The sequence below is a fragment of the Vibrio sp. SCSIO 43137 genome (assembly GCF_028201475.1).
Classification (GTDB): domain Bacteria; phylum Pseudomonadota; class Gammaproteobacteria; order Enterobacterales; family Vibrionaceae; genus Vibrio.
In genome coordinates, this window is sequence record NZ_CP116383.1 from 35,406 (window position 1) to 48,844 (window position 13,439).

The window sequence follows — 13,439 nt, forward strand, 5'->3', positions numbered from 1 at the left end:
AACTATGTCAGTGGGAACCATGTCTTTGGGAATGATGCCGGTAGACCAGTTAGCAACGGCGGCCATTGAAAGCGCAATTAACACTCTGATTAATGATAATCCTGATTTCGGACGCCGTTTATCCCGCCTGAAAGGAAAGGTATTGCAGCTTCATCTGATTGAGCTGAAAAAAGATCTCACTTTTGTATTCAGTCAGCAGGTTGATGTTCTTGCAGGGTACGAAGGCAAACCAGACTGTTATCTTTCGTTGCACCTTTCTGTGTTGCCTGAACTGCGGGATAAAAACAATATCACCCGCCTTATCAAACAGGAAAAGATCGAACTTGAGGGTGATATCAAACTGGCTCAGCAGTTTTCTGAACTGATGGAAGCGTGTAAGCCGGACTTGGAAGAGTGGTTGTCCCGGGTCACCGGAGATATTGTTGCCCACACATTGGTTCAGGGAGCAAAAGATATCGGCTGCTGGGCGAAGAAGCGCGCTGAAAAACATCAGAATCATCTGGCTCAGGTTTTGACAGAAGAGTGGAAAATTGCACCAGCTCCGCTTGAAGTGGCTTATTTTTGTGACCAGGTGGATGACGTGACGCAGCACTATAAACAGCTTGAAGCCAGATTGAACAAGTTATTGGAGTGCTCATGAGACCAGCAGAGCTTCGCCGGCTTTATCAAATTACTAAGGTTCAGCTAGAGTACGGACTTGACGAGCTGATTCCTGAACATGATCTGACTAAGGCGCCATTGCTTGCGCGTAAAGCACTGTTTTGGCTAAAAAACAAGCACTCAGAGAAACCGTTAGGTGTAAGGTTACGCTTAGCATTGCAGGAACTGGGTCCGGTATGGATTAAGTTCGGCCAGATGATGTCTACCCGTCGCGACCTGTTTCCTCCCCACCTTGCTGATCAGCTGGCATTGCTACAAGATAAAGTTGAGCCTTTTGATGGCGCTCTGGCTAAGCAGCAGATGGAACAGGCGTTAGGCGGTCCGCTGGAAGAGTGGTTTACTGATTTTGATATTGAGCCTCTTGCCTCTGCGTCCATTGCTCAGGTACATACCGCAAAGGTAAAACAGACCGGGCAGGAAGTGGTTCTTAAGGTTATTCGACCTGATATCCGGCCGGTTATTGATGCTGATATCAGGCTTATGTACCGCATGGCAAAGATTGTCGCCAAGGCAACCCCGGATGCGCGCCGGTTAAAGCCTGTTGAAGTGGTGCGTGAGTATGAGAAAACACTGATCGATGAGTTGGATTTACGCCGTGAAGCGGCAAACGCTATTCAGTTAAGACGAAACTTTATCGATAGTGAAGAGCTTTATGTGCCGGAAGTCCTTCCTGATTTCAGCAGTGAAAGCCTGATGGTATCGGAGCGGATATACGGTATTCAGGTGTCAGATATTGAAGGTCTGCAAGCCAACGGTACCAATATGAAGCTGCTGGCGGAACGAGGGGTAAGCGTCTTCTTTACTCAGGTGTTCCGTGACAGTTTTTTCCATGCAGATATGCACCCCGGAAATGTTTTTGTTAAACCTGAACATCCGGAAAACCCACAGTGGATAGGTTTAGACTGCGGCATTGTCGGCACTTTAAACAGTGATGATAAGCGCTATCTGGCAGAAAACTTCCTGGCGTTTTTTAACCGTGATTACCGCAAAGTGGCCGAGTTGCACGTTGACTCTGGCTGGGTACCACCGGATACCAATGTTCAGGAATTTGAGTTCGCTATCCGTATCGTATGCGAACCGATATTTGCCAAGCCTCTTTGCGAAATCTCGTTCGGACACGTCCTGCTAAACCTGTTTAATACGGCCAGAAGATTTAATATGGAGGTTCAGCCTCAGTTAGTTCTGTTGCAGAAAACGCTGCTCTACGTTGAAGGCTTGGGCAGGCAGCTTTACCCTCAGCTTGATCTATGGGAGACGGCAAAACCGTTTCTTGAGCAGTGGATGGCGAATCAGGTTGGCCCTCAGGCTGTGATTAATGCCGTTAAAGAGCGTGCACCGTTTTGGGCGGAAAGGCTTCCGGAACTTCCGGAGCTACTTTATGATAGCCTGAAACAGGGTAAAGCGATGAACCAGAAGATGGATCAGCTATACTCTGGGTACAGGGAAACCAAGAAGCAACATGCTAAAGGAAAGTTGTTGTTTGGTATTGGCTCCACATTAGTTATTTGTTCTGCAATACTTATCTCGGCAGAGAATATCTACCCTACAATAGGTAGTGGTATCGCAGGCATCACATTTTGGCTTCTTAGTTGGCGAGTACACAGTAAATAATCTGTACACTTGTCACTATGTTTTCGATTTTCACTAAAAATCCCCGAGGTATATAGAATGGGTGGTATCAGTATTTGGCAATTACTCATTATTGCTGTAATCGTTGTATTGTTGTTCGGAACTAAAAAACTGCGCAATATGGGTGGTGATTTAGGATCTGCAGTGAAGGGCTTCAAGAAAGCTATGAATGATGAAGACTCTGCTAAGACTGCGGAAACCAAAGATGCGGACTTTGAGCCAAAGAATATTGAGCAAAAAGAACAAGCTTCTTCAACTGAAGAAGTGAAAAAAGATAAAGAGCAGGTATAAGCCGTGTTCGATATCGGTTTTTGGGAACTGGTATTAATTTCTGTTGTAGGCTTGGTTGTTTTAGGACCTGAGCGATTACCTGTCGCCATTCGTAGTGTCTCTAAGTTTATTAGTGGCGCTAAAGCGATGGCAAATGGTGTGAAGGATGAACTTGCTCATGAACTTAAAGTTCAGGAGTTACAGGAAAATCTGAAGAAGGCGGAAAAAATGGGAATGGAGGAGCTTGCTCCTGACCTGAAAGCTTCCGTCGAAGAGCTTAAGCAGGCTGCTGCTGATGTGCAAAGACCATTTGCAGAGGCTAGCCAGTCGCCTATCTCCGGAGAGAGTCAATCCGGAGATCAAGAGCCGAAAGCAGAAAGTAAATCCGAACAGAAAAAACCAGAATTATAGGCAATGAACCTGTTCAGCCTATTTGCGATAGAGCTGCCGTGTCTGCAGCTCTTTTTGTTTTTACACGAGGTTAAGTATGTCTTCAGTTGAGCAAACGCAGCCTTTAATTAGTCATCTTCTTGAACTGCGCAATCGTCTGTTAAGGGCGATGCTGGCAGTTTTAGTTATTTTTATCGGACTAATTTATTTTGCCAACGATATCTATGAGTTTATTTCGTCTCCGTTAGTTGAGCGTCTGCCTGAAGGGGCAACAATGATTGCAACCGATGTTGCATCCCCTTTCTTTACTCCGTTAAAACTGACTTTGATCGCATCTATCTTTGTAGCGGTGCCGTTTATTCTTTATCAGGTGTGGGCGTTTGTCGCTCCCGGGCTGTATAAGCATGAACGTAAGCTAATTATGCCGCTGCTGTTTTCCAGCTCTTTGCTGTTTTATTGCGGTGTAGCATTTGCTTATTTTGTCGTATTTCCTCTGGTATTTGGCTTCTTTACCGCTATCTCCTTAGGCGGGGTAGAGTTTGCGACCGATATCGCCAGCTACCTGGATTTTGTATTGGCGCTATTTTTGGCATTTGGCGTTGCCTTTGAAGTGCCGGTAGCCATTATTCTGCTTTGCTGGACTGGTGCAACGGATCCAAAATCGCTATCAGAAAAGCGGCCTTATATTGTTGTGGCTGCCTTTATCGTGGGTATGATGCTGACGCCTCCGGATATGATTTCTCAGACGTTGCTGGCCATTCCGATGTGTTTACTGTTTGAAGTCGGACTCTTCTTTGCCCGTTTCTATACCAACAGAGATGAAGCAAGGGAAGAAGCAGATAAAGCGGAAGCAGAAGATAAGTAGAACTAAATTGAAAAAGGAGTCGAAAGACTCCTTTTTTGATGGCTATAGTTTTTTAGATGACTATAGATTGAAAAGAGAGCGGGCATTTTCTGTTGTTATTTTATCGACTTCTGCCAGTTCAAGTTGTTTGAGCTCTGCCACTCTGGCAGCGACCAGTTCTGTATAAGCGGGTTCATTGCGCTTACCGCGGTGAGGAACCGGCGCAAGGTAAGGGCAGTCTGTTTCAAGTATCACCTGCTCTAAGTTCAGATAGGGGATTACCTTGTCCATGCCACCATTCTTAAAAGTAGAAACGCCGCCTAACCCTAAGTGAAAGCCCAGATCGGTAATGGCTTTAGCTTCATCAAGGGTGCCACCGAAACAGTGAAAAACGCCGCCCAGAGAGCCGTCTTGCTCATTCTTAAGCAAGGCTAATGTCTCTTCTATAGAGTCTCTGGTATGGATAACAACCGGAAGCTTTAGTTCTTTAGCCCAGTTAAGTTGAGTGACAAAGGCTTTCTCCTGCTCTGCGCGGAAAGTTTTGTCCCAGTATAGGTCGGTACCAATCTCACCAACGGCGATAAAGCTGTGCTTATCAAACCAGCTGTAAACCGTCGCTAGCTTCTGATCAACCGATGCATCCACATAACAGGGATGAAGCCCCATCATGGAACGGCAGACATCCGGATAGCGCTTTTCTGTATTCAGCATAGGTTCGATTGAATCCAGATCGATATTTGGCATCAGAATTTGGTTTATGCCTTGTGACAATGCACGTTGAATCACTTCTTCTCGATCTTTGTCGAACTCTTCGGCATAAATATGGGCGTGAGTATCAATCATCTTTTTCTTTGAATTAGGGAGATTTAATAGGCTGAGTATATCCTGATTTTGTGCTCTAGAGAGAATTTCTGCTTTAATTCCCTCAACAGTTTTACTCTGGATGATATGATTCAGAAAAATTTATTTAGGCAAGGAGCATCAAGTGTCTGTTTCTATTCAGGGTCAATTTCCACTACGCCGTATGCGTCGTATGCGTAAACACGATTTTAGTCGTCGTTTAATGGCAGAAAACCAGATTTCTGCGAGTGATCTTATCTACCCAATGTTTATCCTGATGGGCAAAAACCGTCGTGAAACGGTTGAGTCTATGCCGGGCGTTGAACGTCTTTCTATTGATCTGATGCTGGAAGAAGCTCAGATGTTAGCTGGGCTGGGTGTACCTGCTATTGCACTGTTTCCGGTTGTAAATCAGGACGTGAAAAGTCTTTGTGCTGCTGAAGCTTATAATCCTGAAGGTTTAGTACAGCGTGCGGTTCGTTCTCTTAAAGAGCATGTGCCGGAAATGGGCGTGATTACTGATGTTGCGCTGGATCCGTTCACTACACACGGACAAGACGGCATTATTGATGAAACCGGCTATGTTCAGAATGATGAAACCACAGAAGTTTTGATCAAGCAGGCGCTGTCTCATGCTGAGGCTGGTGCTGATGTGGTTGCCCCATCGGATATGATGGATGGTCGTATTGGCAGAATTCGTGAAGCGCTGGAAGAAGCCGGACATATTCACACTCAGATAATGGCCTACTCTGCTAAATATGCGTCTAACTATTATGGCCCGTTCCGGGATGCGGTCGGATCAGCATCAAACCTGAAAGGCGGAGACAAAAAGAACTACCAGATGGATCCTGCCAACAGTGATGAAGCACTGCATGAAGTGGCTATGGATATCAATGAAGGTGCTGACATGGTGATGGTGAAGCCGGGTATGCCATATCTGGATATTGTTCGCCGTGTTAAGGCCGAGCTACAGGTTCCGACATTTGCCTATCAGGTGTCCGGAGAGTACGCCATGCATAAGGCTGCCATTCAGAATGGCTGGCTGAAAGAGAAAGAGACAGTATTAGAGTCTCTGTTGTGCTTTAAGCGTGCCGGAGCCGATGGCATCCTGACCTACTTTGCTAAAGATGTCGCGTTATGGCTTGCAGAAGATAATGCTAAAGCCAAACAAACTCTGTCTGACTGATCTCTGATCACCTGAACAGAGAAGCAAGAAGCTGGCAATAGATTGTCAGCTTTTTTAATGTATTGATTTTTATTGTTTTTTAAAATTAATGAGAATTTTTCTCAATTAGGGGTTGAATTCTAAATGAGAATGGTTATTATTACCTTGTCTTGAGGGATAAGTGAAAAGTAACAAGAGATTAGATATGACAGTCGTTAATCTCTTACCACTTGCACTAACACATTCTGAATGACACGACATTGCTCACATTGCTTCCAGTGTAATTAAGCTTTCGGGTAAGTGAACTTTTAACTAATGACATTTCACTTAACCTATTCAGGCTAGGCGACATCGAAAGGTGTCGCTTTCTTTTATCTGAAATTCAGAAATTTCTTCTGTAAATCTCACCAGATTAAGTAACTAATAGATAGCATAGTAAGAATTTTTCCACATTACCTGATCATTTAAGGATCTTTTTAGAGTCAGTTTTCATTTGATTAAGTTGTTGTTTTTACTGTGCTTGTCTCTTTGTGATCTTGAGTTGTTGACAAGTTTTAAGGGGTTGATCAGAAAATACAAACAGACTTATCCACAGATAGGGTGTGAGATGATCTGCTGGTTTTAACCTATGATGAAATTCTCTCCTGATAGATTCTAAAGGCAGTTCATGGCATTCTAAGCAGATATTTTTGCTCATCTTTGGACTGATTAACGCATGGCAAGCATCCCTGAAAATCCACTTATATTAATTGACGGCTCATCTTATCTATACCGGGCTTTTCACGCCTACCCGGAAACCATGAGTAATGGTGACATTCCTACCAATGCAGTTTATGGAGTAGTTAACATGCTTCGCAGTATGATGAGGCAGTTTTCCAGTGAGCGCATTGCCGTTATTTTTGATGCTAAGGGAAAAACCTTCCGCGATGATATGTATCCGGAGTACAAAGCTAACCGCCCGCCGATGCCTGATGATCTGCGTTGTCAAATAGAGCCGTTACATAATGTGATTAAGGCGATGGGGCTGCCACTTATCTCTATTCCGGGTGTAGAGGCTGATGATGTTATCGGAACTCTCGCTGCTCAGGCATCTAAAGCAGGAATGCCGGTGCTTATCAGTACTGGTGATAAGGATATGGCACAGCTGGTTGATGACAATATTACCCTGATCAATACCATGACAGATGTTGTTATGGACAGAGAAGGGGTTGTAGAAAAATTTGGTATTCCTCCAGAGCTGATTATCGACTATCTGGCTCTGATGGGAGATAAGGTTGATAATATTCCGGGTGTACCGGGAGTGGGTAATAAAACCGCCACGGCGTTACTTCAGGGTATTGGTAGCCTGGAGAAAATCTACGCTAATCTGGACGATATTGCTCCATTGGGCTTCCGTGGTTCAAAAACCATGTCTAAAAAGCTGGTGGAAAACAGAGAAAATGCATTCCTCTCTTATGAACTGGCAACCATTAAACTGGATGTTGAGCTGGAACAGTCGGCAGATAGCCTGATTAAGAGCACTCCTGACAAAGATGAGTTGATTAAACTCTATGGTCAGCTGGTATTTAAATCCTGGCTGAATGAGCTTCTGGAAGGCGGAAACGGAGAAGTTGAGGCTGACGAAAAGTCAGGCAGAGCTTCTGCAAAACCAGCCGAAGCTGATCATAGTGCAGTGACGATCGACAGAAGCCAGTATCAGACCATTCTGGATGAAGCACAATTTGATGAGTGGCTTGAAAAGCTAAAAGCTTCTGAGCTATTTGCCTTCGATACTGAAACCGACAATTTAGACTATATGGTAGCTAACTTAGTTGGTGTTTCCTTTGCCGTAGAAGAAGGCGTGGCTGCTTATGTGCCTGTCGCACATGACTACCTTGATGCGCCTCAGCAGTTAAGCAGAGAGTGGGTGCTAGATAAACTAAAACCGATACTGGAAGACGAGAATCAGGCCAAAGTCGGACAAAACCTTAAGTATGATGCCAGTGTGCTTGCCCGCTATGGCATTGAGATGAAAGGTATTAAACACGATACCATGCTGGCTTCTTACGTTTATAACAGCGTTGGCGGTAAGCATGATATGGACAGTCTGGCGTTACGCTTCCTGCAACATAGCTGCATCTCATTTGAAAGTGTGGCCGGCAAAGGTAAAAAGCAGCTGACTTTCAACCAGATTGACCTTGAGCAGGCGTCGCCATATGCCGCTGAGGACGCTGATGTTACCTTGAGGCTGCATAATCGTATTCAGTCTTATCTGGAAGGTGATGAGAAGCTGACCTCTGTCTACAAAGAGATAGAGATGCCTCTGGTACCGGTACTATCGAGAATTGAGAGAACAGGGGTACTTATCGATGATATGTTGCTCTCAGCTCAGTCTCAGGAGATTGCAGCCCGTCTGGATAAGCTGGAACAGGAAGCCTACGAAATCGCCGGGGAAACATTTAACCTGAGTTCACCTAAGCAGCTTCAGGCTATTTTGTTCGAAAAAATGGAGCTACCGGTGATCAAGAAAACCCCTTCAGGCGCTCCTTCAACCAATGAAGAAGTTCTGCAGGAACTGGCTCTTGATTACCCTCTGCCAAAGAGAATTCTTGAGTATCGCGGACTGGCGAAGCTTAAATCTACCTATACCGATAAACTTCCTAAGATGATTAACCCGGAAACGGGCCGTGTTCATACCTCTTATCATCAGGGAGTCACTGCGACCGGCCGCTTGTCTTCTACCGATCCAAACCTGCAGAACATTCCGATCCGTAATGAAGAAGGGCGTAGAATACGTCAGGCATTTATTGCACCTCACGGATGGAAGATTCTGGCAGTCGACTACTCTCAGATCGAGCTGAGAATTATGGCGCACCTGTCTGGTGATCAGGCTCTTTTGGATGCCTTTAAACACGGTAAAGATATTCACGCTGCTACAGCTGCTGAGATTTTGGGTGTGGACATAGAGAGTGTCAGTAGTGAGCAAAGACGCAGGGCTAAGGCAATTAACTTTGGTTTGATCTACGGAATGAGCGCATTTGGTCTCGCCAAGCAACTGGGCATTCCGCGTCATGAAGCTCAGTCATACATGGATACCTATTTTGAGCGTTATCCGGGCGTACTTCAGTACATGGAAGACACCCGTGCACAGGCGTCAGAGAAAGGCTATGTAGAGACGTTATTTGGCCGTAAGCTGCACCTTCCTGAGATTAAGTCGAGAAATGGTATGCGCCGGAAAGCAGCAGAACGGGCAGCAATTAACGCCCCTATGCAGGGAACGGCGGCAGATATTATTAAGAAAGCCATGCTGCTGGTGGATAAGTGGGTGCAGAAAGAAGGTAGAGATAAAGTCCGTCTGCTGATGCAGGTACACGATGAATTAGTATTTGAAGTTGAAGAGTCCTGTTTGGCCGAAACTGAAATAAAAATACAGGAAATAATGCAATCTGCAGCAGAAATTGCCGTTCCTCTGGTTGCTGATGCAGGTCATGGTGATAACTGGGATCAGGCACACTAAACACTTTTCGATTAAAAATGTGAAAATTTCATGAGCCAGCGCACACTAGCTGGCTTTTTTTTTAACTTAATAAAGTAATGTGACTTCAGTCACTTATGTACTTTATCGAAAATAAAGTGAAAAAAAACTACAAAAACGGTTTCCAATTTCGATCAATTGTTGTACATTAACTCTCGTAGGGTACAGAGGTAAGATGTTCTATCTTTCAGACCTTTTGTTTCACGTTATTGGATTAGGCTAATTCAGCCGCCCCAGTCAGTATTTGACTGGGGCGTTTTTTCTTGTGGCAAAGAAAATTTTCCCTCTCTTGTTTCTCATATCAATAAATTAAAGTAACTTATTGTTATTCAAGATCTAAATTATCTTTTAGTTCATAACTAGCTCAGTCTGCTTCCCGGTTGCTAATACAGGTTCCACTGCAGTTTTATCTATCAAACCGCTGAGGGTTTCTGAAAAAGCTCAGCTAAAATTCAGCACAGCTTTTTAGAAAACAATCTGGTAATAAAACTGTAATTAAATTTTCAATCTGTAATTTTTATTCTTCACAAATATGATTCTTTTTAAAAAGAAAAAAATGACGTAAATAAGAAGGTGAAGTGGATTCAACCTGTTGTTTTGTATGGTTATTGAAACTTGAAGGTAAAGAGTGAAAGGAAGTTATGGCAAAAGGGAAGGGTCAACAAGCTTGAGTTTTATCAGTAAATCATGAATGATCCGACCAATAATAATAAATACTAAAATTCTCTCCCGTTTACCCCACCGGAATGGTGGGGATTTTTATATCTGCTGTCAGGCTTTAGGCTTCGTCATCAGTATCTGAGACTTCTTCTTCCGCTTCCATAGTGAAGGCAGGAGCAAACCAGCCATCCAGTTTGCGTCTTAATTGATCGACGCCTATGCCTTTCAGGGAAGAGAACACATCAACAGACACATCACCGCCAAAGGCCAGTGAAGCTTCACGGATTTTCAATAACTGAGCTTTTCTCGCCCCGCTTTTAAGCTTATCCGCTTTGGTCAGCAGAACCTGTACCGGAATATCAGACTCTATCGCCCAGTAAATAAGCTGCTGATCGAGATCTTTCATTGGGTGACGGATATCCATCAGTACCACTAAACCTTTCAGACATTCGCGTTTTTGCAGGTACTCTCCCAGAGATTTCTGCCACTTCTTTTTCATCTCCAGAGGAACCTGAGCAAAGCCGTATCCCGGTAGATCCACTATGTGACAGTTCTCATCAACTTTGAACAGGTTGATAAGCTGAGTACGCCCGGGCGTTTTACTGGTTTTGGCTAAACTTCTCTGATTAGTCAGTCGGTTAAGTGCGCTGGATTTTCCCGCATTTGAGCGTCCTGCAAACGCAATTTCGATTCCTTGGTCTTCTGGTAAGTGACGAATATCTGGTGCACTGGTGATGAAATGCGTATTTTGATAATGTATTTTGACGCTCAATGTTAACTCCATCTGACTTTATGTAGTCAGTTGATTGCTTTTTTGTTAAATTGTGTAAAATAACCGTGGAAGGTAATAAAGTCACCTATTGTATCACGCTATAACAAGAATACGTGGTTCTGGAAGCTTAAAGGTTTATTTATTTATGCCGGGCTATTTTAGCCGGTTTAGATATGATTCAAACCCTCATAATTATAATGGAATGTCATGAAAAAATTAGCGCTAATCTTGGGGCTGTTCGCCAGCTTCTCTGTTTGGGCCCAAGGTAATATTGAAGCTGGTAAAGCGAAGTCCATCACCTGTGCAGCATGTCATACAGCGACAGGCAACAGTTTAATCACACAGTATCCAAAAATTGCAGGTCAGCACGCTACTTATCTGGCTAAACAGCTTAAAGATCTGAAGCTGGGCGCCACTTCTGGTGGTAAGAAAGGTCGCTATGACCCAGTTATGAGCCCGATGGCTGTGGCTCTTACTGAGCAGGATATGAAAGATTTGGGTGCATATTACGCCTCTCTGCCGATTTCCGATAACTCAACACCGGAAGATGTTGTAGAGCAAGGCAAAGTGCTTTATCTCTCTGGTGATGCTGAGAGAGGCCTTACAGCATGTGTTGCTTGTCACGGCCCACGCGGAAACGGTACTGAATTATCTGGTTTCCCGAAAATCTCCGGCCAGCACGCAGACTACATCAAGATACAGCTTGATAAATTTAAGTCTGGCAGCAGAAATAATGACTTGAATGCAATGATGCGAGATATCGCTGCACTTCTTACTGAAGAAGAGATCGATACACTTTCTAAGTACGTTGGCGGTCTGCACTAAGCTAGCCCCTATCTGATTAAGTCTTATCACCGCAGAGTATGCTACTTTGCGGTGATTTTTGCTGTCTGATTACCTGCCTGCATTTCCTACCTCTGTCTGTTTTGCCTCTGCGTTTGTAAGAGATCGCCCATTTCTTCTACCAAACCATCTTCCTAACTGTATGAATTGTAACTAGAGTAAAAAATTGCTCTGAAAATTTGGCAATGTGTGATCTGCGCTGGTTGATGATTCATCTGACAGGTGTAGATTATTGTCTCAAGGCAGGATGCCTTAAGTAACAAAATTTGAGTAAGCTGGGAGCTTGCTGAACATGGATGGTTGTCTGGTCTTGCGGAAGAGACATGAAAAGGAACCGGGCTCAGGGAGAGCTTTGTAACTGGATGTTAGAAATGGATAGCCAAAACTCATCAGGATGATGGCTAACGAGAACCGGCACGGAAAGCAGTAAAAACATACGGAAATTTGTGACTGTTCATAATTAGCAACACAATTTTTTCGCCATTCATGGCAAATTGGAAGCGATAGATATTCTGTCGCTTTTTTTATTTGTTCAATTCCCCCTTTAATACAGCACTAGTAACCACTGAATATGAGAGTTCAGTTTTACTCCAATTCCGCTTTCTGGTATGTTTCGCATCCCTATTAGAGGATGTATTTATGCTTGTCTGCCCTTTATGTAAGCACTCCCATATCCGGCCATACCATCAGGATAAACGAAGGCACTATCTGCAGTGTTCCCGTTGTGAACTAGTGTTTGTGCCTGAGGATGAGCGCTTAGCAGCAGAGGCGGAAAAAGCCATTTACGACCAACATGAAAACGACCCGAATGATCAGGGCTACCGTCGGTTTTTATCGCGGTTTGCTTCTCCTCTGCTTGAGAGGCTGGAGCCTGAATCGACAGGGCTGGATTTTGGATGTGGCCCGGGACCGACGCTATCATTGATGTTAGAGGAAGCGGGGCACAGGACAGAGTTATACGATCTGTTCTACTACCCAGATAATGGGGTATTAGAAAGTCGATATGATTTTGTTACCGCCACAGAGGTTATAGAGCATCTCTATACGCCGGACAGAGTGTGGCAACAATGGTTAAATTTAGTTAAACCGGGTGGCTGGCTGGGCATAATGACCAAGCTGGTTAAAGATGTAGAAGCATTTTCAGGCTGGCATTATAAAAATGACCAGACCCATGTTTGCTTCTATAGTCAGGCGACATTTCGCTACCTGGCCGGGCGCGATAAGCTTGAACTAGAATTTATTGGAAATGATGTAATTTTACTGAGGAAACCCCAGTAATGAGTCGAAAAAAGAAATCGAGAAAACCGGGATCTACCGGAGATGTAGATCTGATCGTAACCCGCAACCGCACTGAAGCGGATGTTGAAGGGCGTTTACGTAAAAGGCTGAAAAAGCGTAAAGGATTAAAAACAGGCAGCCGTCACTCTGAATCTGCTGAGAATGCTCAAAAAGCGCACGGCAAACAGCGTGATCCGCGTTTGGGAAGCAAAAAGAAGATCCCTCTGATTGTTGAGGCGAAGAAGAAGCCGAGCAAACAAGAGCGTCGTCTTTCGGCTGAGAAAGAGCTGGAAATGCTGGAAAACGATGCACAACTGAATGTTCTGTTAGACAGAATTGAAAACGGTGAGAAGTTAGGTGCCGGTCTGCAGAAATATGTTGATGAGAAACTGGACAGAATAGAAATTCTTATGAACCAGCTTGGCCTGATTGAAGAGGTTGAAGCGGAAGAAGAGTCCGGTGACGTTGAAGAGCCGGTTGTTGTGAAAAAAGCCGCTAAAGTACCATCCAGCGATGATGAGCTTTTGTCACAGTTTGAAGACCTAGATCTGAACGACTTTAAAGGAAACTAAGT

The 13,439-nt window shown here is 44.3% G+C and carries 13 protein-coding genes; 11 read left to right on the forward strand and 2 right to left on the reverse strand.

Features of this window, described 5'->3' with window-relative positions; all coding sequences use genetic code 11:
• Positions 1 to 34: 34 nt before the first annotated feature.
• From PK654_RS00150 to tatC, 5 genes are all read left to right on the forward strand, one after another.
• A complete protein-coding gene (locus PK654_RS00150) occupies positions 35 to 640 on the forward strand; it encodes a ubiquinone biosynthesis accessory factor UbiJ (protein ID WP_271698737.1) in 606 nt (201 codons plus the stop codon).
• Positions 637 to 2,271 carry a ubiquinone biosynthesis regulatory protein kinase UbiB gene (ubiB, locus tag PK654_RS00155; protein ID WP_271696922.1) on the forward strand — a complete coding sequence of 545 codons (1,635 nt, stop codon included), beginning with the start codon at positions 637 to 639 and terminating at the stop codon, positions 2,269 to 2,271. Before PK654_RS00150 ends, ubiB begins: the two co-directional genes overlap by 4 nt.
• Before the next feature lie 57 nt (positions 2,272 to 2,328).
• Positions 2,329 to 2,580 (forward strand): Sec-independent protein translocase subunit TatA, encoded by a 252-nt coding sequence (gene tatA, locus PK654_RS00160; protein WP_271696923.1) that lies wholly within the window; start codon positions 2,329 to 2,331, stop codon positions 2,578 to 2,580.
• A gap of 3 nt (positions 2,581 to 2,583) precedes the next feature.
• Positions 2,584 to 2,970: a Sec-independent protein translocase protein TatB gene (tatB, locus tag PK654_RS00165; protein WP_271696924.1), complete on the forward strand. Its 387-nt coding sequence runs from the start codon at positions 2,584 to 2,586 to the stop codon at positions 2,968 to 2,970.
• 76 nt (positions 2,971 to 3,046) lie between these two features.
• Complete coding sequence (gene tatC / locus PK654_RS00170; protein ID WP_271696925.1) at positions 3,047 to 3,814, forward strand: twin-arginine translocase subunit TatC; 768 nt, start codon at positions 3,047 to 3,049, stop codon at positions 3,812 to 3,814.
• 60 nt (positions 3,815 to 3,874) lie between these two features.
• Here tatC and PK654_RS00175 read toward each other — a convergent pair whose 3' ends face one another.
• Complete coding sequence (locus tag PK654_RS00175; protein ID WP_271696926.1) at positions 3,875 to 4,636, reverse strand: TatD family hydrolase; 762 nt, start codon at positions 4,634 to 4,636, stop codon at positions 3,875 to 3,877.
• A 142-nt stretch (positions 4,637 to 4,778) separates the two neighbouring features.
• On the opposite strand from PK654_RS00175, the gene hemB reads away from it, so the two are divergent.
• The 3 genes from hemB (at position 4,779) to PK654_RS22980 (ending at position 9,535) form a co-directional block, all read left to right on the forward strand.
• Positions 4,779 to 5,819: a porphobilinogen synthase gene (gene hemB / locus PK654_RS00180; protein WP_271696927.1), complete on the forward strand. Its 1,041-nt coding sequence runs from the start codon at positions 4,779 to 4,781 to the stop codon at positions 5,817 to 5,819.
• Positions 5,820 to 6,513: 694 nt separating this feature from the next.
• Entirely contained in the window at positions 6,514 to 9,294 is a 2,781-nt protein-coding gene (polA, locus tag PK654_RS00185) for a DNA polymerase I (RefSeq protein ID WP_271696928.1), read from the forward strand.
• A gap of 193 nt (positions 9,295 to 9,487) precedes the next feature.
• A complete protein-coding gene (locus PK654_RS22980) occupies positions 9,488 to 9,535 on the forward strand; it encodes a hypothetical protein (protein WP_438356636.1) in 48 nt (15 codons plus the stop codon).
• Positions 9,536 to 10,090: 555 nt separating this feature from the next.
• Here PK654_RS22980 and yihA read toward each other — a convergent pair.
• Positions 10,091 to 10,756, reverse strand: coding sequence for a ribosome biogenesis GTP-binding protein YihA/YsxC (gene yihA / locus PK654_RS00190; RefSeq protein WP_271696929.1), 666 nt, complete (start codon positions 10,754 to 10,756; stop codon positions 10,091 to 10,093).
• A 195-nt stretch (positions 10,757 to 10,951) separates the two neighbouring features.
• Between yihA and PK654_RS00195 the strand changes: the two genes are divergently transcribed.
• The 3 genes from PK654_RS00195 to yihI all read left to right on the forward strand — a co-directional run bounded on the left by PK654_RS00195 (position 10,952) and on the right by yihI (position 13,437).
• Positions 10,952 to 11,569, forward strand: a complete 618-nt coding sequence (locus PK654_RS00195) for a c-type cytochrome (RefSeq protein ID WP_271696930.1) — start codon at positions 10,952 to 10,954, stop codon at positions 11,567 to 11,569.
• A 657-nt stretch (positions 11,570 to 12,226) separates the two neighbouring features.
• Positions 12,227 to 12,865: a class I SAM-dependent methyltransferase gene (locus PK654_RS00200; RefSeq protein ID WP_271696931.1), complete on the forward strand. Its 639-nt coding sequence runs from the start codon at positions 12,227 to 12,229 to the stop codon at positions 12,863 to 12,865.
• Positions 12,865 to 13,437: a Der GTPase-activating protein YihI gene (gene yihI, locus PK654_RS00205; protein WP_271696932.1), complete on the forward strand. Its 573-nt coding sequence runs from the start codon at positions 12,865 to 12,867 to the stop codon at positions 13,435 to 13,437. Before PK654_RS00200 ends, yihI begins: the two co-directional genes overlap by 1 nt.
• Positions 13,438 to 13,439 lie beyond the last annotated feature (2 nt).